The sequence below is a fragment of the Cellulomonas hominis genome (assembly GCF_901521055.1).
Taxonomy (GTDB): Bacteria; Actinomycetota; Actinomycetes; order Actinomycetales; family Cellulomonadaceae; genus Cellulomonas; species Cellulomonas endometrii.
In genome coordinates this window covers 23,735-50,624 of sequence record NZ_CABEGA010000001.1, presented here as the reverse complement: position 1 = coordinate 50,624, position 26,890 = coordinate 23,735, and the positions used below count along the sequence as shown (strand labels likewise).

The 26,890-nt window shown below is 73.8% G+C and carries 22 protein-coding genes; 12 read left to right on the top strand and 10 right to left on the bottom strand.

Annotation, left to right across the window (positions count from 1 at the left end; genetic code table 11):
* The first annotated feature begins 33 nt into the window (after positions 1-33).
* From radA to KJP73_RS00195, 3 genes are all read left to right on the top strand, one after another.
* Complete coding sequence (gene radA, locus KJP73_RS00205) at positions 34-1,449, top strand: DNA repair protein RadA (protein ID WP_213280708.1); 1,416 nt, start codon at positions 34-36, stop codon at positions 1,447-1,449.
* Between the two features lie 773 nt (positions 1,450-2,222).
* Positions 2,223-2,759, top strand: coding sequence for a hypothetical protein (locus tag KJP73_RS00200; RefSeq protein WP_213280707.1), 537 nt, complete (start codon positions 2,223-2,225; stop codon positions 2,757-2,759).
* Between the two features lie 29 nt (positions 2,760-2,788).
* Positions 2,789-3,724, top strand: coding sequence for an aldo/keto reductase (locus tag KJP73_RS00195; protein ID WP_213280706.1), 936 nt, complete (start codon positions 2,789-2,791; stop codon positions 3,722-3,724).
* Here KJP73_RS00195 and KJP73_RS00190 read toward each other — a convergent pair.
* The 8 genes from KJP73_RS00190 to KJP73_RS19460 all read right to left on the bottom strand — a co-directional run bounded on the left by KJP73_RS00190 (position 3,716) and on the right by KJP73_RS19460 (position 9,920).
* Positions 3,716-5,254: a sensor histidine kinase gene (locus tag KJP73_RS00190; RefSeq protein ID WP_249668950.1), complete on the bottom strand. Its 1,539-nt coding sequence runs from the start codon at positions 5,252-5,254 to the stop codon at positions 3,716-3,718. The two genes, KJP73_RS00195 and KJP73_RS00190, sit on opposite strands and share 9 nt — an antisense overlap.
* Positions 5,251-5,985, bottom strand: a complete 735-nt coding sequence (locus KJP73_RS00185; RefSeq protein ID WP_213280705.1) for a response regulator transcription factor — start codon at positions 5,983-5,985, stop codon at positions 5,251-5,253. Before KJP73_RS00185 ends, KJP73_RS00190 begins: the two co-directional genes overlap by 4 nt.
* An 84-nt stretch (positions 5,986-6,069) precedes the next feature.
* The gene (locus tag KJP73_RS00180; RefSeq protein ID WP_213280704.1) at positions 6,070-6,456 is read right to left on the bottom strand and encodes a VOC family protein; all 387 of its coding nucleotides are present in this window, start codon (positions 6,454-6,456) and stop codon (positions 6,070-6,072) included.
* A gap of 73 nt (positions 6,457-6,529) precedes the next feature.
* On the bottom strand, positions 6,530-7,291 hold the full coding sequence (locus KJP73_RS00175) for a hypothetical protein (protein ID WP_213280703.1): 762 nt from the start codon (positions 7,289-7,291) through the stop codon (positions 6,530-6,532).
* Positions 7,276-7,977 carry an ABC transporter ATP-binding protein gene (locus tag KJP73_RS00170; RefSeq protein WP_213280702.1) on the bottom strand — a complete coding sequence of 234 codons (702 nt, stop codon included), beginning with the start codon at positions 7,975-7,977 and terminating at the stop codon, positions 7,276-7,278. Before KJP73_RS00170 ends, KJP73_RS00175 begins: the two co-directional genes overlap by 16 nt.
* Before the next feature lie 28 nt (positions 7,978-8,005).
* The gene (locus KJP73_RS00165) at positions 8,006-8,737 is read right to left on the bottom strand and encodes a hypothetical protein (protein ID WP_213280701.1); all 732 of its coding nucleotides are present in this window, start codon (positions 8,735-8,737) and stop codon (positions 8,006-8,008) included.
* A 23-nt stretch (positions 8,738-8,760) separates the two neighbouring features.
* Positions 8,761-9,738: a radical SAM protein gene (locus KJP73_RS00160; protein ID WP_213280700.1), complete on the bottom strand. Its 978-nt coding sequence runs from the start codon at positions 9,736-9,738 to the stop codon at positions 8,761-8,763.
* Positions 9,739-9,797: 59 nt separating this feature from the next.
* Positions 9,798-9,920, bottom strand: coding sequence for a hypothetical protein (locus KJP73_RS19460; protein WP_283770200.1), 123 nt, complete (start codon positions 9,918-9,920; stop codon positions 9,798-9,800).
* A gap of 284 nt (positions 9,921-10,204) precedes the next feature.
* Here KJP73_RS19460 and KJP73_RS00155 point away from each other — a divergent pair, with 284 nt between their 5' ends.
* From KJP73_RS00155 to topA, 3 genes are all read left to right on the top strand, one after another.
* Complete coding sequence (locus KJP73_RS00155; protein WP_213280699.1) at positions 10,205-10,555, top strand: hypothetical protein; 351 nt, start codon at positions 10,205-10,207, stop codon at positions 10,553-10,555.
* 109 nt (positions 10,556-10,664) lie between these two features.
* On the top strand, positions 10,665-11,690 hold the full coding sequence (locus tag KJP73_RS00150) for a phosphatase PAP2 family protein (RefSeq protein ID WP_213280698.1): 1,026 nt from the start codon (positions 10,665-10,667) through the stop codon (positions 11,688-11,690).
* 72 nt (positions 11,691-11,762) lie between these two features.
* Positions 11,763-14,552, top strand: coding sequence for a type I DNA topoisomerase (topA, locus tag KJP73_RS00145; RefSeq protein ID WP_213280697.1), 2,790 nt, complete (start codon positions 11,763-11,765; stop codon positions 14,550-14,552).
* 1 nt (position 14,553) lies between these two features.
* Here topA and KJP73_RS00140 read toward each other — a convergent pair whose 3' ends face one another.
* Complete coding sequence (locus tag KJP73_RS00140) at positions 14,554-15,912, bottom strand: alpha-amylase family protein (protein WP_213280696.1); 1,359 nt, start codon at positions 15,910-15,912, stop codon at positions 14,554-14,556.
* A gap of 144 nt (positions 15,913-16,056) precedes the next feature.
* On the opposite strand from KJP73_RS00140, the gene KJP73_RS00135 reads away from it, so the two are divergent.
* Entirely contained in the window at positions 16,057-17,061 is a 1,005-nt protein-coding gene (locus KJP73_RS00135; protein WP_213280695.1) for a Gfo/Idh/MocA family protein, read from the top strand.
* 42 nt (positions 17,062-17,103) lie between these two features.
* Here KJP73_RS00135 and KJP73_RS00130 read toward each other — a convergent pair whose 3' ends face one another.
* Positions 17,104-18,888 (bottom strand): SpoIIE family protein phosphatase, encoded by a 1,785-nt coding sequence (locus KJP73_RS00130; protein WP_213280694.1) that lies wholly within the window; start codon positions 18,886-18,888, stop codon positions 17,104-17,106.
* Between the two features lie 67 nt (positions 18,889-18,955).
* Between KJP73_RS00130 and tmk the strand changes: the two genes are divergently transcribed.
* From tmk to KJP73_RS00105, 5 genes are all read left to right on the top strand, one after another.
* The gene (gene tmk / locus KJP73_RS00125; protein ID WP_249668949.1) at positions 18,956-19,648 is read left to right on the top strand and encodes a dTMP kinase; all 693 of its coding nucleotides are present in this window, start codon (positions 18,956-18,958) and stop codon (positions 19,646-19,648) included.
* Positions 19,648-20,784 carry a DNA polymerase III subunit delta' gene (locus KJP73_RS00120; protein WP_213280693.1) on the top strand — a complete coding sequence of 379 codons (1,137 nt, stop codon included), beginning with the start codon at positions 19,648-19,650 and terminating at the stop codon, positions 20,782-20,784. The genes tmk and KJP73_RS00120 overlap by 1 nt, the downstream gene beginning before the upstream one ends.
* A 133-nt stretch (positions 20,785-20,917) precedes the next feature.
* Positions 20,918-22,444 carry an alpha/beta hydrolase gene (locus KJP73_RS00115; RefSeq protein WP_213280692.1) on the top strand — a complete coding sequence of 509 codons (1,527 nt, stop codon included), beginning with the start codon at positions 20,918-20,920 and terminating at the stop codon, positions 22,442-22,444.
* A 113-nt stretch (positions 22,445-22,557) separates the two neighbouring features.
* Positions 22,558-26,112, top strand: a complete 3,555-nt coding sequence (locus KJP73_RS00110) for a VWA domain-containing protein (protein WP_213280691.1) — start codon at positions 22,558-22,560, stop codon at positions 26,110-26,112.
* Positions 26,109-26,789: a hypothetical protein gene (locus KJP73_RS00105; RefSeq protein WP_213280690.1), complete on the top strand. Its 681-nt coding sequence runs from the start codon at positions 26,109-26,111 to the stop codon at positions 26,787-26,789. Before KJP73_RS00110 ends, KJP73_RS00105 begins: the two co-directional genes overlap by 4 nt.
* Positions 26,790-26,890: the final 101 nt, after the last annotated feature.

Genomic DNA, 26,890 nt, shown 5'->3' with positions numbered 1-26,890 from the left:
GGTGTGTGGGTGCCGGCGGCTAGCGTGACGCGGGTGACGACGACCACCTCCGCCCGGGCCGCCCGCCCGGCGTTCCGCTGCTCCGAGTGCGGCTGGACCACGTCCAAGTGGGTGGGCCGGTGCGGGGAGTGCCAGACGTGGGGCTCGGTCTCGGAGGACACGGGTCCGGGCGGGGCGGCGCCACGCACGGCCGTGCAGGTGCCGGTGCGGGGGTCGGCGCGGCCGATCGCCGAGATCGACGTCGAGGCGAGCCGGTCCCGCCCCACGGGTGTCGGTGAGCTGGACCGGGTGCTCGGCGGCGGGCTCGTCCCCGGCGCGGTGGTGCTGCTCGCGGGGGAGCCCGGCGTGGGCAAGTCGACGCTGCTGCTCGACGTCGCGAGCCGCGTCGCGTCCGGTGGGCGGACCGTGCTGTACGTGACGGGCGAGGAGTCGGCCGGCCAGGTACGGCTGCGCGCGGAGCGGATCGGTGCGCTCGCGGCGACGCTGCTGCTCACCGCCGAGACCGACCTCGGGACGATCCTCGGGCACCTCGCGCAGACGGAGCCCGACCTCTTGGTGCTCGACTCCGTGCAGACCGTCGCCTCGGCCGCCGTCGAGGGGTCGCCCGGCGGCGTCGCGCAGGTCCGTGAGGTCGCGGCGTCCCTCATCGCGGCGGCGAAGGAGCGGGCGCTGCCGGTCGTGCTGGTCGGGCACGTGACGAAGGACGGCGCGGTCGCGGGCCCGCGCACGCTGGAGCACCTGGTCGACGTGGTGTGCCAGTTCGAGGGCGACCGGCACTCGCGGCTGCGGCTGCTGCGGGCCACCAAGAACCGCTACGGGCCGACGGACGAGGTCGGCTGCTTCGACCTCACCGAGTCCGGCATCGTCGGGCTCGCGGACCCGTCCGGGCTGTTCGTCTCGCACGAGCGGCACCACGTCCCCGGCACCTGCGTGACCGTCACCCTGGAGGGCCGGCGCCCGCTGGCGACCGAGGTGCAGGCGCTGGTCGCGCCGAGCATGCTCGCGAACCCGCGGCGCACCACGAGCGGCGTCGACGGCAGCCGGCTCGCGATGGTGCTCGCGGTGCTCCAGCGGCGCGCGGGTCTCAAGGTCGGGGACCAGGACGTGTACGTGTCGACCGTCGGCGGGGCGCGCGTCGTCGAGCCCGCCGCCGACCTCGCGCTCGCGCTCGCGACCGTCAGCAGCCGGGAGAACGTCGCGCTGCCGCCGCGTCTCGTCGCGATCGGCGAGGTCGGGCTGGCGGGGGAGATCCGGCCGGTCACCGGCACAGCGCGGCGGCTGGCCGAGGCCGCGCGGCTCGGGTTCACCCACGCGGTCGTCCCCGCCGGGGCGCTGGAGTCGGGGCAGGAACCCGACGGCATGCGGGTGGCCCAGGCGGCCGACCTCGGCGAGGCCATCCGGCTCACCCGCGCCGACACCGTCCGCGTGCGGCCCACGCCGGACGCCTGACCTCGCGCCCACACCGCTCGTGGTGCGGGCGGCGCCGGCGGCGTGACCTCGCGCCGATACCGCTCGCGGTGCAGCCGGCGCCGGAGGCGCGACCTCGGTGCGCGCGGTGACGTTCCTCCGAGCGGTGGCCGCACACCTTCTCCGGAACCGTGACCGTGGTGTACGCCGCAGTCACGGTCGCGGAGGACATGTCCCGTCCCCCCACCGCGACACCGTGGACATCCGCGACACCGTGGACACCGTGGACACCGCCCGGCGCTACGGGCCGTGCCCCCGGATCCGCGCGGCGCGACGCGGCGGGTCCCGGGCCCGCCTCGGAACGGCCAGTAGGCTGCCGCGGAACCTCCGGGACCGGACCGTGACGCGGTGCGCCCGGACCACGCAGGCGGCAGGGGAGTTCGTGCATGAGTGACAGCGACGGCCGACAGGCGCAGCCCGGACCGGGTGCCCCGGGCGCCGGGACCGGCGGCAGCACGCCCCGCTGGCCGTCGCTGCACCCCGAGCCGACGAGCGCCCCGTCCCGCCGTGACCAGCGCGTGGCCGCTGCCGAGCCGGAGCCGGCGCGCCCCGTCTCGCGCAGGACGGGCTCGCACGCGGTCGTCCCGTCGCCGGCCGCGCCCGCGGGTGCTGCCGCAGGTGGCACTCCGGTAGCAGGCACTGCGGCGGGCGGCACTGCGGCGGGCGGCACTGCGGCGGGTGGGGCGGCGGACGAGGCCGAGCCCGCGCCCGCTGCGCGCCCAGGGCGTCGTCGCGGTCGGCTGATCGCCGCGATCGTGGCGGCGGTCGTCCTCGTCGGCGGCGGGCTCACCGCGTTCCTCCTGCTGCGGGACGGCGGCACGACCGTCGCGGCGCCCGACGACGTGGTGCTCCCGTCCCCGACCGCCACCGTCGCCCCGGTCGCCCGCGCGGCGACCACGCCGTTCGCGACCAGCCTCCCGGCGACCGTGCTGCAGTACGCCCTCGCCAGCAGCGCGGACGACCCGGCGCTGCTGGGCCAGAACGCGCTGGAGGCCTACACCGAGACGTACACCGACGGCGCGTCGGGCACCGTGACCGTCCAGGCCGCCCAGTTCGAGACGCCGGAGGAGGCCGCCGCCGTGCTCGCGGGGATCACCGCGGCGCTGCCTGCCGCCCCGACCGTGCTCCTGCAGGAGGAGGTGCTGGTGGGCGGGCAGCCGACCGGCACCGTGACGGTCGTGGACGTCGGTGACGGCACCGGCGTCGCGGCGTGGAGCAACGGGACCACCGTCTTCCGCGTCGCGGGCCCGGCCGCCGACATCCGCAACCTGTACGCCGCGTACCCGCTCTGAGGCGCGGCACCGTCCGACCGAGGAGGACCATGGCACGCATCGGCACCACCGACCTGGACGTCCTGCCCCTGAACCTGGGTGGCAACGTGTTCGGCTGGACCGCGGACGAGGACACGTCGTTCGCCGTCCTCGACGCGTTCACCGCGGAGGGCGGCAGCCTCGTCGACACCGCCGACGTGTACTCGCAGTGGGCGCCCGGGCACGAGGGCGGGGAGTCCGAGGAGATCCTCGGGCGCTGGATGGCCTCCCGGCAGAACCGCTCCGACGTGGTGATCGCGACCAAGGTCGGCAAGCTCGACGGCTACCTCGGGACCTCGCGGGCGACGGTCCGCTCGGCGGTCGAGCAGTCCCTGAAGCGGCTGCAGACCGACTACGTCGACCTGTACTACGCCCACGCGGACGACCCGGAGACCCCGCTGGAGGAGACCGTCGCCGCGCTCGGCGAGGTCGTCGCGGAGGGCAAGGCGCGGTACGTCGCGGCGTCGAACTTCAGCACGGAGCGGCTCGCGGAGGCGCTGCGGATCGCGGACGACCTCGGGGTCGCGCGGTTCGTGGCGCTGCAGCCGCACTACAACCTGGTGCACCGCGACGAGTACGAGGGCCCGCTGCAGGAGCTCGCCGTCCGCGAGGGCCTCGGCGTGCTGCCGTACTCGTCGCTGGCCAGCGGCTTCCTGACCGGCAAGTACCGGGACGGCGCGCCGGCGGTCGACAGCCCGCGGGCCGGGGGCGCGGCGCGGTACCTCGACGACCGCGGCCGCCGGGTCCTCGCGGTGCTCGACGAGGTCGCGGCCGCGCACGGGACCTCCGTGACGGCGGTGTCGCTCGCCTGGCTGCGCGTGCAGCCGGGGGTGGTCGCGCCGATCGCCAGCGCACGCTCCCTGGACCAGCTGCCCGACCTGCTGGCGGGCGCGCGCCTCGACCTGACCGTCGACGAGCTGAACGCGCTGGCGGCGGTCTCAGCCTGACGTCGCGGGACGGGGCAACCGGACGGTGAACGTCGTCCCGCCGGGTGTCCCGTCCACGTCGATCGTCCCGCCGTGGGCGGTCACCACGGCGTGCACGATCGCCAGGCCGAGCCCGGTCGACCCCGCGGCGCGGTTGCGGGACGCGTCCCCGCGGGCGAACCGCTCGAACAGCCGCGACAGCAGCGGCTCGGGGATGCCGGGCCCGTCGTCCCGCACGCGGAGCACGACCTGGTCGCCGTCCTGCGCGACCCCGACCACGACGGTCGTCCCGGCCGGGGTGTGCACGCGGGCGTTCGACAGCAGGTTGACCAGGACCTGCCGCAGCCGGTGCTCGTCGCCGAGCACGAGCGGGGGCTCGAGGTCCAGGTCGTCCTCCGGGGCGTCGAGGTCCAGGCGCCACGCGTGGTCCGGCCCCGCGGCGTGCGCGTCGGAGACGGCGTCGACCGCCAGCGCGGCGAGGTCGACCTCCGCGACGTCCAGGTCCCGGCCGGCGTCGAGGCGGGCGAGCAGCAGCATGTCCTCGACCAGCGTCGTCATCCGGCGCGCCTCGGACCCCACGCGGTCCATCGCCCGGAGCGCGTCCGGCGGCAGCTCCCCGGGCAGGCGCTGCACGAGCTCCGCGTACCCACGGATCGACGCGAGCGGGGTCCGGAGCTCGTGGCTCGCGTCCGCGACGAACCGGCGCACCTGGGTCTCGGACTCGTGGCGGGAGGTCAGCGCCGACTCCACGTGGCCGAGCATCCGGTTGAGCGCGGCGCCCACCTGGCCGACCTCCGTGGCCGGGTCGGTGTCCTGCGCGGGCACGCGCTCGCGGATGTCGACCTCGCCGCGGGACAGCGGCATCTCCGACACGCGGCTCGCGGTGGCGGCGACCCGGTCGAGCGGCCGCAGCTCCCGGCGCACCAGGAGAGTGGCGAGCACGGCCGCCGCGAGCAGGCCGAGCACCGCGACGACGACCTCGACCACGAGGAAGTCCTCCACGGTGGCGGTCACGCCCGCCACCGGGATCGCGGTCACCGACGTGTCGCCGTCGTCGGACACCACGGAGATCACGCGGTAGGTGCCCAGGCCCGGCAGGTCGACCGTGTCCGGGGTGCCGTCAGGTGTCAGGCCCAGCAGCGTGGCGAGCTGGTCGTCCGTGAGCTGCTGCACCTCGCCGGAGTCGTCGAGGTACCCGGACTGCAGGGCGCTGCCGTCGGACCGCTCGAAAACGCTGACCGTGCCGACGTCCTGGCCGGGCAGGCCGAACGCGGGCGGGACCTGGTCGCCGGCGTCGCCCTCGCCCTGCGCGGAGCCGTCGAGCGCGTCCGAGGGCTCCGGGCGGGGCTCCTCCCCGCGGTCCAGCCGGTCCGGCGCGGCGACCGCGCGCCGGCTGGCCGAGTCGAGCCGGTCGTCGATCTGGTCGAGCAGCGAGGTCCGGAGCGCGAGCGTGGACACCAGCCCCATGACCGCGGCCACCGTGGCGAGCAGGACCACGACGACGGCGACCAGCCGGCGCCGCAGCGTCCAGCGGCGACCCCGGCGGCTCACGCGGCGGGCTTGAGCACGTACCCGACGCCGCGCAGGGTGTGCAGCATCGGCTCACGGCCCTTGTCGATCTTGCGGCGCAGGTACGACACGTACAGCTCGACGATGTTCGCCTGCCCGCCGAAGTCGTACTGCCAGACGCGGTCGAGGATCTGCGCCTTGGACAGCACCCGCTTCGGGTTGCGCATGAAGTACCGCAGCAGCTCGAACTCCGTGGCGGTCAGGCGGATGTCGTCGCCGCCGCGGGAGACCTCGTGGGAGTCCTCGTCCATGCGCAGGTCCCCGACCACCAGGACGGCCTCCTCGCGCTCGGAGACGGCGCCCGCGCGGCGCAGGAGCGCGCGCAGCCGGGCGACGACCTCCTCCAGGCTGAACGGCTTGGTCACGTAGTCGTCGCCGCCCGCGGTGAGGCCGGCGATCCGGTCCTCCACGGCGTCCTTGGCGGTGAGGAACAGCACGGGGACGTTCGGGTGGGTGGCCCGGATCCGGCGCAGGACGTCCAGCCCGGACAGGTCGGGCAGCATCACGTCCAGCAGGATGACGTCGGGGTCGAGGCTCCGCGCCTGCTTGATCGCGGCCTGGCCCGTCAGGGCGTGCTCGACCTGCCAGCCCTCGTACCGCAGGGCGGTGGAGAGCAGCTCGGCGAGGGTGGCCTCGTCGTCCACGACGAGGGCGCGGACGGGCTGGCCGTCCGCTCGGGTGAGGGAGTCGCGCTGGAGCGTCGAGGCGGTCATGGGCCGAGCATCGCGCCGCGACCTGAGCCGATGCTGACGCGACCCTGTGGGTTCCCTGTGCGCCGCGCGGGTCCGGCGCCGGGGTCAGGGCTCGTCGTCCTCGATCACCGACAGCACGTTCCCCGACGGGTCGGTGAACCACGCGATGAGCGGCCCGCCGCCGCGGAACACCCCGTCCTCGTCCGTCTGCAGCGGGGTGCCCTCGTACCGCTCGAACCGCACCCCGCGCCCGCGCAGCTCCGCCACGGCCGCCGGGACGTCGGCGACGGGGAAGTTGAGCACCGTGTAGGTGGCGGGCGTGTGGGCGTCGCCCTTCGGGTAGAGCAGGACGTCGCGGCCGCCGGACAGGTGCAGCCACAGCATCCCGTCCCGCTCCTGCGCGTCCAGGCCGAGCACGTCGGCGTAGAACGCGCGGGCGGCCGGCACGTCGGCCACCGAGTACCCGCTGAAGCCCTGGCTGAGGTCGAGCATGACGGCCCCCTCGTCGTCGTCCGGTGGGACCAGCGTGCACCCGCGGGGGGTGCCGCGTGAAGGTCTGGCACCGCTACGGCAGGTTGAGGCGCATCCGGCGCAAGGACCACCATGCTGCCGCGGCAACCAGCACGACCGCGAGGTTCACTCCGGTTGTCATCGGGAGAAACGTGTCGGCTGAGGTCGCAGCACCTGCGGGTCTCATCGCAAGGGGCAGCACAGTGGCGTACTGGCTGAGGCCATGGAACTCGGTGTCGATACCCAGGCCCCAGACATAGCCGGGACGGCCCAGCCGTACGAGCGCGAGCTGGGTAGCGCCGACGCCGACGACCACGACGGCCAGGCAGACGACGACCGTGACGAGTGCCGCGGTGCGGTGCCGTAGCACCTTCGCTCCGAGCACGACCACGGCGACCACGGCGATGAAGGACAAGAACGACACCACCCGGGCGAGGGCCCACGCGATGACGAGTGCGATTCCGGGCGCCTCGTCCGCAGCGGATGCGGATGCCCACCATCCGACGAGCTCAACGGCCCCGAGCGCGATCAGATAGAGGAGGAGGACACCGGCGCGAAGTCGAAGCGCGGCGCGAGCCCCCTGCGGAACGGAGAGGAGCAGGTAGTCGTCCGCCACGTGCACGACACGGAAGATCTCGTACACCGTGAACACGATGGCGAAGCACCAGACGACGAGCGTGAGCAGCGACGCGGCGATGACCACGCTCTCTTGGTGCTGTGCCAGGGCGATGGCTGCGCCACTCACGAGGAGGACGGCCGCGAGTCCCGCGTGCAGCGCTCGGTACTTGCGCAGCTGGACCTTCAGGTCGTCACCCATCGCGCCGCCATCTCCTTCTTGTAGAGCTCCTCGAGGGCGGCGCCCTCCGGGAGCTGGGCGACGAGGTCGTGGCGGACGACCCGTCCGTCCGAGAGCATGATGACTTCGTCGAAGACGTCAGCGACCTCCTGGATGATGTGCGTGCTGATCAACGTCGTCGAGCGTGCTGGTCGCAACCGCTGGATCACGTCGAGCAGCAGCTCGCGTGTGTACGGATCCACAGCGGCGAGCGGCTCGTCGAGCACGTACAGGGGCACCTGACGCGCAAACGTCAGAGCGACGTGGACCTGCTCGGACATCCCCTTCGAGAGCTCGCCCATCCGGCGGGAACGGTCCAGGCCGAGCGCGGTGAACAGCTCCTCGGCGCGTTCGGCGGAGAAGTCGGCGTAACGCGAGCGGAACAGCGCCTCGCACTCGGACACCCGGAGGAACGGGTAGAGGTAGGGCGAGTCCGGCATGTACGAGGCGCCGCCCCCGGCGACCGAAATGTGGCCCCGGTAGCGCTGGAGCAGCCCGACGACGCACTTCATGAGCGTCGTCTTGCCTGCGCCGTTCGGGCCGAAGAGCCCGACGACCTGTCCGGCGAGGGGAAGCGTCAGCTGGACGCCGTCGAGGACGCGACGCCTGCCCAGTCGAACCTCGAGGCCCTCGACGACGAGGCCCGGGGCAGCGGGATGTTGAGTCATGTTTGCGGTGGCTCCGTTCGATCGACAATCACGAGACAAGGCGGACCACCACGGCGGCCGACGTCCATGCCGCCATGGCCCAGCTGGCGGCATGCAGGCCGATGAGTAGTGGCGGGTTGTCCCGCATGCGGCGTCTTTCGTTGACGCCGAGCGCTGCGAGCAACGTCTTGTGGCCGTCCGAACGCAGCAGGGGCAGCGAGTTCGCCACGAGTCCCGGAGTGAAGAGCAGGACGGCGAACCCGAGCGCGGGAACCCGGGTGAAGCTCCATGTCGTGATGGCCACGAGGTTGACGAGCCCGTTGACCATCAGGCCCGCGGTATGGACCACGACCTTGTCACGCCGGACGAGGAGGTGGACGTCGTTCATTCGGACGTAGAACGCGGGGAACACGACGAAGTTGAGCTTGAACCCCACCCTGTCCGGCCGGCGGCCCATCATCCTGAGCGCAAGGAGGTGTCCGCCCTCATGCAGGAGGGTCTGGACGGCGATGTAGGTGGCGATCAGCCACCAGTAGGGCGCGCGCAGATCGCTCGTGGAAAGCTGCGCCGCGATGGTGCCTGCTAACGGGACGCTCCCCACTAAGCCCAGCACGAGAAGCACGAGGTAGACCCGGAAAAGCGGGGTCCCCAGCAGTGCCGACGTCGGCTGCCACTCAAGATCGGGGAGGGCGGATGAGTCGACCTCGAAGAACCGGCGCGTGGCCCGTTCTTTCACGACGGTTCGGGGACCGTCGCGGAACAGCTCGACATCGTCGTCCACGTAGCGATGGGCGACTCCCGCGCTCATCTCCTCACCAGATGGCCGTCAGCGCCCTCCGTGGCTTCAGCAGCTGACTCCGTTCGGAACACCTCCGCCACGAGAGGAGCGATCGCACGGACGGCGGCTTCATCCCGGAAGAGTCGCCGGCAGAGGTCGCAGGGGTCGACGAGAGGCTCGTCATCGCCGGGGGCAGGGATACCCGCTGCGCGGCACGCGCGAAGTAGCGGTGTGAAGCCGAAACGCCGGATGACTCCGAGCAAGAGATTGTGGCGGACCTTGTTCTGCGCCTCGGCGATGCTCAGGTCAGCCACGTCCCCGAGCTGCAGCGCCGTCTCGAAGACTGCCGGAGAGCAGCACGGATAGACCTTGCCGTCGAAGTGGAAGACGGGTTCGAAACCCGGGCACCGTAGGTCATCGGACGCTCGGAACTCGCGGATGATCGAGTCGGGCGGAAGTGCTCGGGCGGCGCCGACGGGCAGGACTGGGAACTTCGTGACCCGGGTGCGCAGGACGGACTCACCTAGCTCCGCGAGCAGCGCGTCGCCCGTCGAGGAGCGGGTCACCGCGACGTTGAGCATGGTCGGCAGCTCCACCCGCTTGTTGGCCTCGAAGATGTTCCGGATCCGCTTCACCGGGATGTACTCCGCATGGAAGTCGTCGTAGCTGACCGTCATGGACGACAGACCGGCGTCCTTGAGCGCCCGAAGCTCTCGGCTCGCCTTCGGCAGCGTCTGTCCCCAGAATCCGTTCGTCACGAGCGTGACGCGCTTGCCGGCGGCATGGACCTGCTCGATGACCTCGAAGACGAGAGCACGTCGGAGCAGGGCCTCGCCGCCGCTGATGCCGAGCTCGTCGACGTCGTCATTCGCTACGGCTTCTGCCACGAGATCACGGACCTTCTCGTCCGAGAGCCCCTCGGTGGACTTGGGGCCGCACGTGAAGCAGCAGTGGGCGCAGCGGGCGTTGCACCGGGAGTCGATCGCGATGGCGATAGAGGGCATGTGATTGCCGAAGAGGTCGAAGCTGGCCGAGAGGATCGCTCCCGGCCAGCTCGCTCGCCTCAGGCTCCGGCGATCCACTTCCCGTTGCCGCTGTTGATGAAGTACCAGAGGTCGTCCTGATCAGCCAGGTCGACGGCGGACTCGGAGGACTCCAGCGTGGAGAGGGTCAGTGCGGCGCTCATGACGTGCCCCGTTCTCGAGAGAAAGAGCCTGGGGGCGGCTGAGCTCCGCGAGCCAACCTAGGCGCCCCGTCAGAACGGTCGCGGGACGTTGGTCGGTGGACAGGACGCCTGCACGACAACGGCTGGGCTTCGCCACGCCGCGCGTGGACACGCACCCGCGGTGTGCAGCCGCGCGACGACCGGCACCCACAGGCGGTCGGAGGAGGACGTTCAGCCGGTCCCCAGGGTGCCCGGCTTGGCTGGTCACGTCGCCCCGCACCGGGGCGCGACGGAGGGAGTCAGCCATGACCGTCCTGGACGCACCCGCCCCCTGGATTACCGTGACGCTGCGGCCCGCGGGCTCGTTCGGCCGCGCGGACGCCGACCGGCTGCGCGCGCCGCTCGACGCGGTGTCGGCGTGCGCGTCGATCGTCGTGCTGGACCTGGCCTCCGCGCGGCTCCGCAGCAGGCGCGCCGCCGAGGTCGTGGACGACGCCGCGCTGCTGCTCGAGCAGCGGGGCGGCTGCCTGCTGTGCGTGCACGCCGACGACGAGAGCCGGGCGCACCTCGCGGGGGCGGGGCCGCACGCGGTGGTCCTCGACGGCGAGCCCGACCCGGCGCTCGGCGTCGGCGCGCCGGCGCCCTCCCTCCGGTGACCCGCCCGTGAGCCCGCCCGGGGGCGACCCCGGGCACGTCGGTGGAGGAATGGTGTGGGCGGCCCGTGCCCCGCTTCGCACGGCGACCGGCTCGCCTACCGTGGACCCCATGCCCCGCCCCGCGTCCGCCCCGCCGACCTCCTGGCGCGGCTCCGACCCGAGCGAGGGTGCCGTGCCCGGGACCGGGACCGGCGCCGACGGCGGCGTGCGGCGCCCGTGGCGGACGTCCGCCGCGACGGCCCGCAAGGTGACGGGCGCCCTGCTGGTCGCCCTCGTCGCGGCCGTCGGCATCGGTGTCGTGTGGCGGGTGTTCGTCGGGACGGAGCACGGCCAGGCGGTCGACCAGTCGTCGCTCGACGGCGCGCACATCGGCCAGAACCGTCTGTGGGAGCTCGCGGAGCCGGTGCTGGACGTGGTGTCGGTCGGGTTCATCGCCGCCGCCGTCGTGGCCTGCGCGGTCATCGCGTTCGTGCGGCGACGGTGGGGCCTCGCCCTGGTGGCGGCTGCGGTCCTGGCCGGCTCGAACGTCACGACGCAGCTGCTCAAGCAGGGGGTGCTGGACCGGCCGCAGCTCGGCCACGGCCCGGAGTTCAACACGCTGCCCAGCGGGCACACCACCGCGGCGGCCTCCGTCGCCGCGGCGGTCCTGCTCGTCGTGCCGCCGCGGGCCCGGCCGTGGGCCGCGGTGCTGGGCGGCGCGTACGCGGGTGCGACCGGCGTGAGCACCCTCGTCGGCCAGTGGCACCGCCCGTCCGACGTGGTGGCCGGCCTGCTCGTGGTCCTGCTCTGGGGCGCGCTCGCGTGCGCGGTCCTGGCCCTGGGTGTCGACACGTCCGCCGACCGGCACCCGCCGACAGCGGCGCTGCGGGTCGTCAGCCGGGGCGGTGCGACGGGCACCCGCGTCGCGGTGCTGCTGCTCGCCGGCGTGGCCGTGGTGGGGGGTGGCGCGGCGGCGGTCGCGCTGCGGCGCACGTGGCTGTCCGACGACCCCGTCGGCAGCACGGCGGCGCTCCTCACGTCGTACGGTGGCGGTGCGCTCGGCATCGTGGCGGTCGCCGCCGCGACGTCCGGCGCGCTGCTGGTCCTGCGACGGTCCGCGACATCGGGGTCGGCCGGCGTGGGACCGACGTCGTAGAGTCACCCCGCACAGGCGGGTCAACCGGGCACGCGCACGCGGGTCCGCCGCAGTTCGAGGAAGCAGGAGCGCATGTCGTCAGGTCGCAAGCTGGTCATCGTGGAGTCGCCGGCGAAGGCGCGCACGATCGCCGGGTACCTCGGCGACGACTACGAGGTCGAGGCGAGCGTCGGGCACATCCGTGACCTGCCGCAGCCCAGCGAGCTCCCCGCGGACATGAAGAAGGGCCCGTTCGGGAAGTTCGCGGTGGACGTGGACAACGGCTTCGAGCCGTACTACGTCGTCGACTCGGACAAGAAGAAGAAGGTCGCGGAGCTCAAGCGGCTGCTCAAGGAGTCCGACGAGCTGTACCTCGCCACCGATGAGGACCGCGAGGGCGAGGCCATCGCCTGGCACCTGCTGCAGGAGCTCAAGCCCAAGGTGCCGGTCAAGAGGATGGTATTCCACGAGATCACCCGCGAGGCGATCACCCGCGCGCTGGAGAACACCCGCGAGCTCGACGACCGGCTGGTGGACGCCCAGGAGACCCGGCGCATCCTCGACCGGCTGTACGGCTACGAGGTCAGCCCGGTGCTGTGGCGCAAGGTCCGCCAGGGCCTGTCCGCCGGCCGCGTGCAGTCGGTGGCGACCCGCCTGGTGGTGGAGCGCGAGCGCGAGCGGATGGCGTTCCGCGCCGCCGACTACTGGGACCTGACCGCGACGTTCGCCGTCGAGGACTCCGCGGAGCCGACGTTCGACGCGCGGCTGATGCAGCTCGGCGAGCGCCGCGTGGCGTCCGGCCGCGACTTCGGCGACGACGGCGTGCTCAAGGGCAGCGCGTCGAGCCGCCCGGTGCACCTGGACGAGGGCGCGGCGCACGCCTGGGTGTCCGCGCTCGACGGGGCGGACTTCGCGGTGCGCTCCCTGGAGACCAAGCCGTACACGCGCCGCCCGGCGGCCCCGTTCACCACGTCGACGCTGCAGCAGGAGGCCAGCCGCAAGCTGCGGATGGCGTCCCGGCAGACCATGCGCACCGCGCAGACGCTGTACGAGAACGGCTACATCACCTACATGCGGACCGACTCGCCCGTGCTGAGCACGCAGGCGATCGACGCCGCCCGCCGCCAGGCCGCCGAGCTGTACGGGTCGGACCACGTGCCCGACAAGCCGCGCGTCTACGCGTCGAAGAGCAAGGGCGCGCAGGAGGCCCACGAGGCCATCCGCCCCGCGGGCGACAACTTCCGCACGCCGGCGCAGGTGGCCCGCGAGCTGTCCGGCGACCAGTTCCGGCTGTACGAGCTGATCTGGAAGCGCACCGTCGCCTCGCAGATGGCCGACGCCCGCGGCTCCACCGCCTCGGTGCGGATCGCCGCGACGGTGCCGGCCCCGGCCCTGCCCGAGGGCAGCACCGCGGCGGACGGCCCGGCGGCCGGCGCCCCGACCCCGGCGGTGTTCGCCGCCAGCGGCACGGTCATCACGTTCCGCGGGTTCCTCGCGGCGTACGAGGAGGGCCGCGACGTCGACCGCTACTCGGGCGACGCCGAGGCTGCGGCGGGCGACGCGGCCAAGGACGCGCGGCTGCCGCAGATGGCCGAGGGCGACGCGGTGTCCGCGTCCGACCTGACCGCCGACGGGCACCGGACCTCCCCGCCGCCGCGGTTCACCGAGGCGAGTCTGGTCAAGGCGCTGGAGGAGCGCGGCATCGGCCGCCCGTCCACCTACGCCGCCACGATCTCCGTCATCCAGGACCGCGGCTACGTCATCAGCCGGGGTCAGGCGCTCGTCCCGACGTGGCTGGCGTTCGCCGTCACGCGCCTGCTGGAGGAGAACTTCGACAAGCTCGTCGACTACGACTTCACGGCCGCGATGGAGGAGGACCTCGACGCCATCGCCGCGGGGCAGAAGGACCGCGTCGAGTGGCTGACCCGGTTCTACTTCGGCTCGGAGGCGGTCGAGGGTCCGGACGGCGACGGCCTGCGCGAGCTGGTCGCGAACCTCGGGGAGATCGACGCCCGCGAGGTGAACTCGATCGACATCGGCGACGGCATCACCCTGCGCGTCGGCCGGTACGGCCCGTACATCGAGGAGACCGGGGGCGAGCCGGGCGAGGACGGCAACCCGCGCCGCGCCTCGGTCCCGGACGACCTGGCCCCGGACGAGCTGACGGTCGAGAAGGCCCGGGAGCTGCTGGAGACCCAGCCCGAGGGCGACCTGGTGCTCGGCACGGACCCGTCGACGGGGACGACGATCGTCGCGAAGAACGGGCGCTACGGGCCGTACGTCACCGAGCTGCTGCCGGAGCCGGAGCTCGACCCGGGCCTGTCGGCCGCGGCCAAGAAGCGGGCGCTGGCCGCCGCCCCGAAGCCGCGCACCGGCTCGCTGCTGAAGACCCAGTCCCTGCAGACGATCACGCTCGACGACGCGCTGCAGCTGCTGAGCCTGCCGCGGGTGGTCGGCACCGACCCGGAGACCGGCGTCGAGATCACGGCGCAGAACGGCCGGTACGGGCCCTACCTCAAGCGCGGCACCGACTCCCGGACCCTGCCGTCCGAGGAGGCGATGTTCACCGTCACGCTCGAGGAGGCGCTGGCGATCTACGCCCAGCCGAAGCGGGGCCGCGGGGCCACCGCGACGCCGCCGCTGCGCGAGCTCGGCGAGGACCCGACGTCCGGGAAGCCGATCGTGGTCAAGGACGGCCGGTTCGGCGCGTACGTCACGGACGGGGAGACCAACCGGACCCTGCCGCGGGACGTCACGCCGGAGACGATCACCCGGGAGCAGGCCGTCGAGCTGCTGGCGGAGAAGCGCGCGTCGGCGCCGAAGAAGAAGCCCGCCGCCCGCAAGGCGGCGCCGCGCAAGAAGGCCGCGGCCGCCAAGAAGTAGGTCAGACCTCCAGCACGACCCAGCCGCGCGGGGGCACGTCGACGACGTGCTCCCGCGTCGCTGCGTCCGGCGGCTCCGGGCGCGGACCGGGCGTGCTGTGCGCGACGGTGCGGGCACCGGCCGGCACTGTCAGTCCCCACGCGGCGGCGTCGAGGTTGAGCGCGACGAGCAGCCCGGCGCCGGCGTCGTCCCCCGCCGGCCGCGCCTCGTACGCGAGGCGGGCGTTCGTCACCTCCACCACCCGGGTGCGGGCGGTGTGCAGCCACGGGTGCCGGCGGCGCAGGCCCAGGAGCTCGGCGTGCCGGCGGTACGTCGCCCACCCGTCGGGCGCGACGTCCGGCCCGGCCAGGGCGTCCGGCGTCGGGGGGTACGGCGGGCGGATCTCGTCGTCCCCGCCCGCGCGGTCCTCCTTCACGCCGCGGTACGCCTGCTCGTCGCCGTAGTAGACCGCGGGGGTGCCGCCGACCGTCGCCAGCACCACGAGGGCGTGCCCGGCCAGCGTCGCGTCCCCGACCTGGCTGGTGATGCGGGTGACGTCGTGGTTCCCGACGAACGTGTACGGCACGAAGGCGTCGAGGAACGCGTCGTGCCGGCCGAGCGTCCACGCGAGCTCGTGCCAGTTCGTGTCGCGGATCGCGCTCCACGTCGCCTTCCACAGCTCGTACTGCGTCACGGCGTCGACCCCGGACTCCGCGACGAACGCCGGGTAGTCGCCGTGGATGACCTCGCCCATCAGGTACGCGTCGGGGTGCCGCTCCCGGACGCGCGCGGTGACCTGCGCCCAGAAGGAGGTCGGGACCGCGTAGGCGGCGTCGAGGCGCCAGCCGTCCGCGCCCGCGTCGAGCCAGTGGGTCATCGCGCCGGCGACCAGGTCCACCACCCGCGGGGAGTCGTGGTTCAGGGTGACGAGCGCGCGGTGCCCCTCGAAGCAGTCCCACGTCGGGCCGTCGTCGGCCCAGGTGATCCGGAACAGCTCGGCCTCCGGGGAGCCGGGCCCGCCGGCGAGCGCCGCACGGAACAGCGGGTGCTGCTCGCCGACGTGGTTGAACACCCCGTCCAGCAGCACCCGCACGCCGCGGTCGTGCGCGGCGGCGATCAGGTGCTCCAGGTCCGCGCGGTCGCCGAGCCGCGGGTCCACGGCGAGGTGGTCGGTGGTGTCGTAGCCGTGGGTGCTCGACGCGAACACCGGGCCGAGGGCGAGGCCGTTCAGCCCGAGGTCGACGACGTAGTCCAGCCACTGCTCCAGGTGCCGCAGCCGGTGCGTCACGGGGGTGCGGCCGTCGGCGGTGCGCTCCGCGCCGGTGAACCCCAGCGGGTACACGTGCCACCACATCGCGTGCTCCACCCACGAGGGCGCCATCGGGTCTCCTCCACCTCGGCCGACCCGTCGACCCTCGCAGGTCAGGGGCGGGGTGTCACCTCGTCGGGGTCGCCGGCGGGCGTCCCGGTGACAACGCCCGCTCCGGCATCCCGCCGCGGGCGGCGCCGCACTAGGGTCGGCGGCATGGCACTCACCGAAGACCCGCGCACCGCCCCGCCGATCCGCTGGGGGATCCTGGGCGCCGGCGGCATCGCCGGCGCGTTCGCCGACGCGGTCCGCAGCAGCACCCGGGCGCAGCTCGTCGCCGTCGGCTCGCGGGACCACGTCCGCGCCGAGCGGTTCGCCACCGCGCACGGCATCCCCACCACGCACCTCGGGTACCGGGACCTGGTCGAGGACCCGCAGGTCGACGTCGTGTACGTCGCCACCCCGCACTCCGAGCACCGCGAGCACGCCCTGCTCGCGATCGCCGCCGGCAAGCACGTGCTGGTCGAGAAGGCGTTCACGCGTAACGCAGGCGAGGCCGAGGAGGTCCTCGCGGCCGCACGGGCCGCCGGGGTGTTCGTCATGGAGGCCATGTGGACGCGGTTCCTGCCGCACGTCGCCGCGCTGCACCAGGTGATCGACTCGGGGGAGATCGGTCAGATCATCACCGTGCAGGCCGACCACGGGCAGTACTTCCCGTTCGACCCGGCCCACCGGCTGTACGACCCCGCGCTCGCGGGCGGGGCGCTGCTGGACCTCGGCGTCTACCCCGTGTCGTTCGCGCACGACCTGCTGGGCGTCCCGGACGAGGTGCGCGCCGTCGGGCGGCTCACCGAGACCGGGGTCGACGGGCAGATCGGCATGGTCCTGACCTACGGCGACCGCGCGCAGGCGCTGCTCACCACGACGCTGTGGGCCAAGACCCCGACGACGGCCGCGATCACCGGCACCGAGGGCAGCATCGTCGTCGAGGGCTCGTTCTACGCGCCGACGTCGTTCCGTGTGCAGCGCCGCGACGGGCGGTCCTGGGTGTTCGAGCAGCCGACCGAGCGGGGCCTGCAGTACGAGGCCGCCGAGGTCGCGCGCCGGGTCGCCGAGGGTGCGACCGAGAGCCCGCGCCTCACCTGGGCGGACACGCTGGCGGTCATGCGGACGATGGACGAGGTCCGCGCGCAGGTGGGGGTCGTCTACCCCGGGGAGTGACGCGCCGGGCGGCGTCGAGGGGCCGGCGTCGGGCGCGTCGTGTCAGGCGGGCAGCGGGCGCAGCACCCGCACCGCGAGCACCGCGACGTCGTCCGCCGGCCGCCCGTCCACCAGCGCCGCGGTGAGCTCCCGCACGAACCGCTCCGGCTCCTTGGCGGCCAGCCGCCCGGCCTCCCGCGCGAGCCGGTCCAGCGCGTGGTCCAGGGACACGTCGCGCCGCTCGACGAGCCCGTCGGTGTAGAGCAGGAACGTGTCGCCGGGCAGCAGGTCGAGGGTGTGGTCGCGGCGGTGCGCGTCGGGGTCGACGCCGAGCAGCAGGTCGCTGCCGGGGTCCAGCACGCGGCCGCCCTCGCCCGGCCGGATCAGCACCGGCGGGGGGTGGCCGGCGTCGGACCAGCGCACCCGTGCGGGGGTGGCGGGGTCGCCCGGGCGGCCCGGCGAGAACCGTGCGGCCACCGCGCTGGCGACGGTCCCGATCGCGAGCCCGTCGTCCGCCCGGTCCAGCCGGGCGAGCCACGAGGAGGGGTCCGCGCCCGGACGGTCCCAGGCGAACGCGCGCAGCATCGAGCGCAGCTGGCCCATCCGCGCCGCGGCGTCCATGTCGTGCCCCGTGACGTCCCCGACCATCACCGCCAGGTCGCCGCCCGGCAGCACGACGCCGTCGTACCAGTCGCCACCTACCTGGTCGGCCTGGGCCGAGGGCAGGTAGTACGCGGCCAGCCGGAACCGGTCGTGCTCCGGCAGCGCGGTCAGCATGGCGTCCTGGAGGGTGCGCGCGACGTCCCGGCGCTGGTCGAGCAGCAGGGCGCGCTCGAGGGCCTGGGCGGTGTACCCGGCGAGCGCGCTCTTGATCTCGCGGTTCTCCTGCCGGAACTCCCGGGGCACCGGCCACCCGAGGGTCAGCACGCCCAGCAGCCGGCCGCGCGACACGAGCGGCAGGACGGCGCGGCCGCCGTCGGGCAGCGGGCGGTCACGGTCGGCGTCGGGGCGTCCCACGTCCGGGAACCGCGCGACCATCGAGGTGTGGTCCCGGAAGTACACGGGGTTGCGGGTGCGCGCGACGTACGACACGGGCCGGTCGTCGGTGATCCGCGCGTGCCGCAGCGCCTCGACGCCGTGCCCGTCGAAGGCGTCCATCGACGTGTACGTCAGCCCCTCGCCGTCGGCGTCCAGCAGCGCGATCCCGCTCATCGGCGCGCCCAGCCCGATCGCGGCGACCCGGGAGACCGCGCGGGTGACCTCCCGCACCGTGGTCGCCGCGGTGAACGCCTCGGCCATCATCAGCAGCAGGCGGCTGTGCCGGTGCGCCTCGGTCGCCTGGCGCTGCGAGCGGCGGGCCCGCTCCCGCTCGCCGCGCAGCCGCAGCTCGCTGCTGCACGCGGCCGCCAGGTCCGCGAGGTAGGCCAGGTCCGCGGGCGTCCACACCCGCGGCACGGTGTCGATGGCGCACAGCGCGCCGACGACCTCGTCGGAGTCGTCCCGCAGCGGGAAGCCGGCGTACGCCACGACGTCGAGGTCCGTGACCGCGCCGTGCCCGGCGAGCGACGGGTCCGTGCGGGCGTCGCCGACCACGACCGCGTCCTTGCGCCGCACCACGTCCAGGCACAGCGCGTGGGACAGGGGCAGCCGCCGCGTCGCGTCGAGCTCCGGCGGGAGGCCGACCGCCCCGAGGATCAGCTGCTCGGTCTCGGTGAGGACGGACACGAGCGCCACGGGGACGCCCAGGTGCGCGGCGGCGAGCCGGCCGAACCGCTCGAGCTCCGGGTCGGCGCCCGGGCAGGGGACGGCCGGGAGCGAGAGGTCGGTCTCGACCCGCGGCGAGGTCACGGTCCAGTGTGGCGCACCGGGTGGCCGCGTGGGGAGAGTGTCGGCCGGCGTGGATACCCTGACGCCCGTGACCCTGCCCGAGCCGCCCGCGCCGCCTGCGACCGCCGCCCCCGACGTGCCCGCAGGCCTGTTCGTCTCGTTCGAGGGCGGCGACGGCAGCGGCAAGTCGACGCAGTCCCGCCTGCTCGGCGAGTGGCTCACCGGCCTCGGGCGCACCGTCGTGCTGACGCGCGAGCCCGGCGGCACGGAGCTGGGCCGGGTGCTGCGCCGCGAGGTCCTCCACGGCGAGCACCTCGACCCGCGCACCGAGGCGCTGATCTACGCCGCGGACCGCGCGCACCACGTCGCGTCGCTGGTCCGGCCCGCGCTCGCGTCCGGCGCCGTGGTCGTCACCGACCGCTACCTCGACTCCTCCGTGGCCTACCAGGGCTCCGGCCGGGACCTCGGGGCGGCCGAGGTCGAGCGGCTGTCGCTGTGGGCGACCGGCGGCCTGCTCCCGGCGCTGACCGTGCTGCTCGACCTCGACGCCGCCACCGGGCTCGGCCGGCTGCAGGGCCGGCCCGACCAGCCGGACCGGCTGGAGAGCGCCGGCGAGGACTTCCACCGCCGCACCCGCGAGGCCTTCCTGGCGCGTGCCGCCGCCGACCCGGGCCGGTGGCTGGTGCTCGACGCCGCGCGCCCGGTCGAGCAGATCGCCGCGGACGTGCGGGCGCGGGTGGCGGCGCTCATCGGCGTCGACGCGTCCGCCGGGGGCGCGTGATGGCGACCGTCTGGGACGACGTGGTCGGGCAGGAGCCCGCCGTCGCCGTGCTGCGGGACGCCGCGGCGGATCCGTCGAAGATGACCCACGCGTGGCTCCTCACCGGCCCGCCGGGCTCGGGGCGCTCCAACGCCGCGCGGGCGTTCGCCGCGGCCCTGCAGGACCCGAGCGGCGACCCGCGGAGCCCCGGCTGCGCGACGGTGCTCGCCGGCACGCACCCGGACGTGACGTTCGTGAACACCGAGGGCGTCGTGATCCGCGCGGACACCGTCCGGCCGCTGGTGGAGCTCGCGCAGCGGGCGCCGTCGCAGGGCCGGTGGCGCGTCATCGTGGTCGAGGACGCCGACCGCCTCAACGAGACGTCCGGCAACGTGCTGCTCAAGGCCATCGAGGAGCCCCCGCCGCGCACCGTGTGGCTGCTCTGCGCCCCGAGCCCGCAGGACGTGCTGGTCACGCTGCGGTCCCGGAGCCGGTCGGTCGCGCTGCGGGTCCCGCCGGTCGAGGCGGTCGCCGAGCTGCTGGTGCGCCGGGACGGCATCGACCCGGAGGTCGCGCTGGTCGCCGCCCGCGCCGCGCAGTCCCACGTCGGGGTCGCCCGCCGGCTGGCGCGCGACCCGGAGGCCCGGGCCCGCCGCTCCGCGGTGCTGCGGATCGCCCCGCGGGTGCGCGGCGTCGGCGACGCGGTGCTGGCCGCCGGGGAGCTGGTCGAGACGGCGCAGGCCGACGCGAAGGCCGCGACCGAGGAGCGTGACGCCGCCGAGCGGCAGGCGCTCCTGCACTCGCTCGGCGCCGACGGCCTCACCACCATCCCGCCCGCCCTGCGCGGGCAGGTCCGCCAGCTGGAGGAGGAGCAGAAGCGCCGCGCCACCCGCGCCCAGCGGGACGTCCTCGACCGGGCGATGGTCGACCTGCTGTCGTACTACCGGGACGTCCTCGTGCTGCAGCTGGGTGCCGACGTGCACCTCGTCAACGCGGAGCACGAGGAGTCGGCGAGGGCGCTCGCGGAGTCCTCGACGCCCGAGCAGACCGTGCGCCGGATGGACGCCATCGGGGAGGCCCGCACGCGGCTCGAGGGCAACGTCGCGCCGCTGCTGGCGGTCGAGGCGATGATGATCGCGCTGCGGCCGCAGGCCTGACCTCGCGCCTCCCGCGGCGTCGCGCGCGCAGGCTGTGGACCGTGCCGCGGCGGGCTCGTGCGGCGGTTACCGTGGTTCGGTGACTCCCGCGTCGAGAGCCCCTCACCCCCTGCCCGCGGACCCCGGTCCCGCCGTGCCCCGCCGGCGCGCGCTCGCCGGTCGCGTGGCCGCCCTCGTCGCGGTCGTGGCGCTCGCGCTGGCCGGCTGCGTCGGGCCCAAGGAGCAGACCTCCGTCACCCAGGAGCCCGAGCCGACCGCCGCGGACGTCCGCGGGCTCGACGCGATCTACGCGCAGCAGCTCGACTGGCAGCCGTGCGGGGACCTCGAGTGCGCGACCCTCGTCGTCCCGCTCGACTACGCCGAGCCCGACGGCGACACCATCGAGATCGCCGTCAGCCGGCACGTCGCCACGGGGGACCGGATCGGCTCCCTGCTGATCAACCCGGGCGGTCCGGGCTCCTCCGGCATCGACGCCCTGTCCAGCATCGCCCTGCCGCGGTTCGGCAAGGAGGTCGTCGAGCGGTACGACCTCGTCGGGTTCGACCCGCGCGGCGTCGCCTCGTCCACCCCGGTGACCTGCGTCGACGGCCCCACCATGGACGAGCTCGTGTCCACCGACTTCGACTTCTCGTCCGACGCGGGCATCGCGGAGGCCGAGGCCGCGTACGGGGCCTTCGGTGCGGCGTGCCTCGCGAACTCCGGTCCGGTGCTGGAGCACGTCGACACCGTCAGCGCCGCCAAGGACATGGACGTGCTGCGTGCGGTGCTCGGCGACGAGACCCTGAGCTACGTCGGCTACTCCTACGGCACCCAGCTCGGGGCGACCTACGCCGCCCTGTTCCCGGAGCAGGTCGGGCGCCTGGTGCTGGACGGCGCCCTCGACCCGACCCTCAGCCCGCAGGAGCTCTCCGAGGGCCAGGCCGCGGGGTTCGAGTCCGCGCTGCGCGCCTACGTCGCCGACTGCCAGGCCGGCGCCGACTGCCCGCTGACCGGCTCCGTCGACGACGGCCTCGCCCAGATCAAGGCCCTGCTCGACCGCGCCCGGCGCTCGCCGCTGCCCACCGGCACCGACCGCCCGCTCACCGGAGCACTGGCGTTCAGCGGGATCGCGCTGCCCCTGTACGACGAGGGCTCCTGGCAGTACCTCACGATGGGGCTCGACGCCGCGCTGACCGAGGGCAACGGGGCCGTGCTGCTCCAGCTCGCGGACCTCTACTACGACCGGAACGCCGACGGCACCTACGCCAGCAACTCCACGCCGGCGTTCTGGTCCATCGGCTGCGCCGACGACCGCGGCACCACCGACGTCGCCGAGATGCGCGCGCAGGCCGCGGCCATCGAGGCGGCGGCCCCGACCGTCGGGTACTTCTTCAGCTACGGCGGCGTCATCTGCGCCCAGTGGCCGGTCCCCGAGGCCGGCGGCCTGGACGACTACGCCGCGCAGGGCGCCGACCCGATCCTCGTCATCGGCACGACCAACGACCCCGCGACGCCCTACGCCTGGGCGGAGAGCCTTGCCAAGACGCTGGAGTCCGGGACGCTCCTGACGTACGAGGGGGAGGGGCACACGGCGTACGGGCGCTCGAACGCGTGCATCGCGGACGCCGTGGACGCGTACCTGATCGAGGGCACCGTGCCCGAGGAGGGCACGCGCTGCTGACGCACCCGGGTGCCGTGCGGGGCCGACCGGGTGAACCGCGCGGGAACCGGCCCCGGCGGCGCTGACGCCTCCCTAGGTTCCGACCAGGTACCGGTCGGAGCAGGGGAGCGCACGTGAGCACCAGGTGGATCACCCGTCGTCGCGGGCGGACGGTCGGCGTCCTCGTCGCGCTGGCGGTTGCGGCGGCGACGCAAGCAGCCGCTCCGTCGGCTCTGGCGTCCGCTGCACCGGCAGCAGTGACGCCGTCGTGCACCGTCCGTGGGACCGATGGTCCCGACACGCTGACGGGGACCCCGGGCGACGACGTCCTGTGCGGTGGCAACGGCGATGACGTCCTCCTCGGCCTCGGGGGGAACGACCTCCTGGTGGCAGGGACGGGTGCCGACCGGCTCGAAGGCGGTGACGGGGACGACACGCTCGACGGCGGCAACGACAACGACGCGCTCGTCGGCGGACCGGGACGGGACACGCTCGACGGCGGCGTCGGGCACGACACGCTCGACGGTGGCGACGGCGACGACACCCTGCGAGGCGGCAACGAGAACGACGTCCTGCGCGGTGAGGCCGGCGCGGACCTGGCGTTCGGGAGCACCGGCGACGACGAGATCGACGGCGGTCCCGGCAACGACGTCCTCGCGGGAGAGAACGATCACGATGCCGTCGTCGGTGGCGACGGCGACGACGTCCTCACCGGTGCCACAGGGCAGGACGTGCTGGACGGGGGCGCCGGCGCTGATGCGCTGGACGGTGGCAACGACGCCGACACCCTCCTGGGCGGGCCTGGGGCCGACGCCTTGGGTGCCGGGCACGGCGCCGACCGGCTGGACGGGGGTGCCGGGGACGACGCGCTCGACGGCGGCCCCGATCAGGACGTGTGCGACGGGTCGACGGGCACGAACACGTTCGTCGCGTGCGAGACGACGCAGCAGGACCCGACCCCCGAGACGCCCGTCGATCCCGAAGCGGACACCGACGGTGACGGTGTACCTGACGCGCTGGAGCTCGCGCTCGGCACCTCGCCCACCGGCGCCGACAGCGACGGCGACGGTCTGGCTGACGCGGACGAGTTCCTCACCGGCACGGACCCGCTGACCGCCGACACGGACGACGATGGCGTGGCGGACGGCCTCGACGACGCCGACGGCGACGGTGTCGCGGACGCCGACGAGATCCGTGCGGGGACGCATCCCGGCCGCTCGGACACGGATGGTGACGGGCTGGAGGACGGTGCCGAGACCGCAGGAGGCACCGACCCGCTCCGCGTCGACTCCGACGGCGACTCGGTCGGCGACCACGACGAGCAGCTCGTCGGCGCCGACCCGCTCCGCACGGACTCCGACGACAACGGAGTCGAGGACCGGTGGGATGTCTTCCACCGGACCGTCGCGCTCGAGAGCAGCGGCGCCGAGGTCGAGGTCTCGGGTGCTGTCGACGCGATTCTCCCCGTCCGCCTGGCCCCCACCGAGGACGTGCGCCTCGAGGAGCAGGGCCTGGGGCTCCTGTCCTCGCCGGTGGACCTCGTGCTGCCCGACGGCGCATGGGGCACGCTGTCGATCCCCTTCGACGCCTCGGACGTCGCGGACGAGGACGACGTCATGGCGCTCAGCCTGGACGAGACGACCGGTGCGTTCGAGCCGACCGCGCACTGGACGGACCTCGAGACCGGGCAGGTCCACGTCGGCGTCCGGTCCGGCGGGCCGGTTCCCACCCTTGCCCGGGCCGCATCCGCCGTCGAGACGTGTACGCCGCTCGAGCCGCCGACCGCGTGGCACCCGACGACCTACGTGGTGGTCGACGTCGCGGAGTTCGAGGCGATCTGGCAGAGCGAGATGCCGACCCCGCGGGCCAAGTACGACAACGTCGACGTGGTGCTCACCCTGGACTCCTCGGGCTCCATGCTGGACAACGATCCTCAGGGGGCACGCCGCGACGCGGCCATCGCGTACGTCGACGCACTGCTCGCGGGTGACCGTGCGGCGGTCGTGGACTTCGACGACTGGGCGACGGTCGTCCAGGGCCTCACCGAGGACCGTGAAGCCGTCCGCGCAGCGATCGGGACGATCGACGACTCGGGTGGCACCCACCTCGGATACGCGGTGCAGGCCGCTCTCGGGGAGCTCAGCGAGAACGGCTCCCCAGCGCATCAGCGTGTCATCGTCATGCTCACTGACGGCGAGGGGCCGTACTGGGACACCCTCACGGAACGCGCCGTCGAGACGGACACCCTCATCTACACCGTCGCTCTCGGCGCGAGCGCGGACACGGGGCTCCTGGGAGGCATCGCCTCGGCGACGGGGGGCAAGTCGTACCAGGTTCTGGAGCCTGAGGCGCTCAGCGACGCATTCGGTGACATCTCGAGCGAGGTCGGGACCGCCCTGGACGACGACCAGGCGATTCCGGACGCGGACGGTGACGGCCTGGCGGACCAGGCCGAGTCCTCCGGTCTGCGCACGGGAACGGGAGCGGTCTACCGCACCGACCCGGCGGTCGCGGACACGGACGGTGACGGTCTGCCGGACGGTGCCGAGATGGGGGCGCTCTGCGACCAGGGCCAGTTCGGGGCGAGTACCTACTACCGAGCCGTGTCGAACCCGACGCGCGTGGACTCCGACTTCGACGGGCTCGACGACTGGTTCGAGGTCGCCAATGTCAGCCGCGCGTTCCAGCGGGACTACGACCGCGACGGTCTGAGCGACTACGCCGAGCTGATGGTCCACGAGACCGAGCCGTTGTCGAACGACACGGACGGGGACGGGTTCACCGACGACTGGGAGATCGACGCTGCCGACGCGGGCTTCTCGCCGGACGTCGTCGACGTCCGGATGGAGTGGTGGGAGTACGCGGGCGACTTCTCCCGCGGGGCACTCTGCGGTGACGCGGACTTCTGGGCGTTCTGCGAGAGCACGTCCCTCGCCTTCGTCTCCGGCGCGGTCGCGGCGGGGTTCGTCGGGGTCGGCGACGTGCGCGACGCGCTCGCCGGCCTGGCCAAGGGCGACCTGGTCTCGACCGGCCTCAGCCTCGCGGCGCTCGTCCCGTACGTCGGTGACTCGGCGTCGATCGTCACCAAGCTCGTCAAGCACCTGGACAGGGTGCTTGCCGACGTCGGGCCGGCGCTCAGGTACGTCGGGAGAGCGGACAGCATTCCCGCGGGGCTGCGGATCAAGGCGCTCGACGAGGCGTTCGACAACGCAGCGACCGCCCTGAAGGGACGGGGTCTGTCGGAGGAGAACGTGCTCGCTTTCGCCCGCCGGGGAATGAGCCCGAAGCATGTGGTCGCCATGCTGGACGGCGCACGCGACGTGAGGCGGGGGACCGGGACGTTCACACGGGAGATCGATGCCGAACGACTGCTCCGCGACGAGACCCCCGCAGCCCTCCCTGGACGACCGGGTCACAGCTCGACAGGTGCGCAGATCGATCGGTACCTCGACGTCACCGACCTTGCGAACCGCATCGGGTACGAGGTGAAGCTCGGCAAGGTTCACGGCGCCGGGAGAGCCGGGCGCCAGGTGGGCCGCGACGCCGACTATCTCGCTGGTGGCCGCGGGCCGCTGACCGAGATCGAATGGCACTTCTTCGCGAATGGACGAGGTGTCGTGGGTCCCGACGAAGACCTCCTGGCCCGGATGACGAGCCTCGGCATCCCTTATGTCATTCATCTACCATGAGCACCATGTACTTCCACATGGCTGATTCATGGGAGGAGGCGGACGCGCATTTCGAGTCGCTCATGGCGGTGTCGTCGACGCGGAGAGTGCAGCTCGCGCAGCGGGTCACGGCCGCCGGTGGACCGTCACTCGATCGATCGGTCGAGAGCCTCGTCCCCCTCGGCGAGTGGTACCTCCACGCCGTGCTGGACGAGGCAGAGCGGGATGACGCCGTGGACTACAGGCCCGAGTGGTTCCCCGCCCCGAGTCCCCGGTTCAGACCCCGGCCGGACGGACCTCGTGCGGCGCCTGGGTGGCTGCTGCTCCTCTGGGAGCAGGTGGCGATCTACGTCGCCGACGTCGTGATGGCCGAGGTCACGGGCTCCCGGTGGGTGTGCTGGCGCGCTCGGAATCCTCGCGACGCCTACAACGGCATGCCGTCGGTCGACGTCGGTGTACCGGTGTGGCCGGCTGACGTCATCTCGCTCGCGAACGCGGGAGTGGTCGCCGCGTGGGTCAGCCGCGCGGTGCCCGGCAGCGACCGGTACCAGGCGCACCCCACGCGCATGCGCGACGAGGTCCAGAAGGTGCTGGAGGACCGTTCGCTCTACCTGGCGGCGCACCCACCGCGGTGGCAGGCCGCTCCCACGGGCCCGAAGGGCGCTCGGTCACTGCGCGTGCCGGCGCCTCAGTCATGATCACGGGGCTCGAGGACAACGCAGCGACGGCGGTGAAGGGACCGGGTCTGTCGCAGGAGAACGCGGTGGTGTTCGCCCGCCGTGAGAGCGCCCCCAGCACG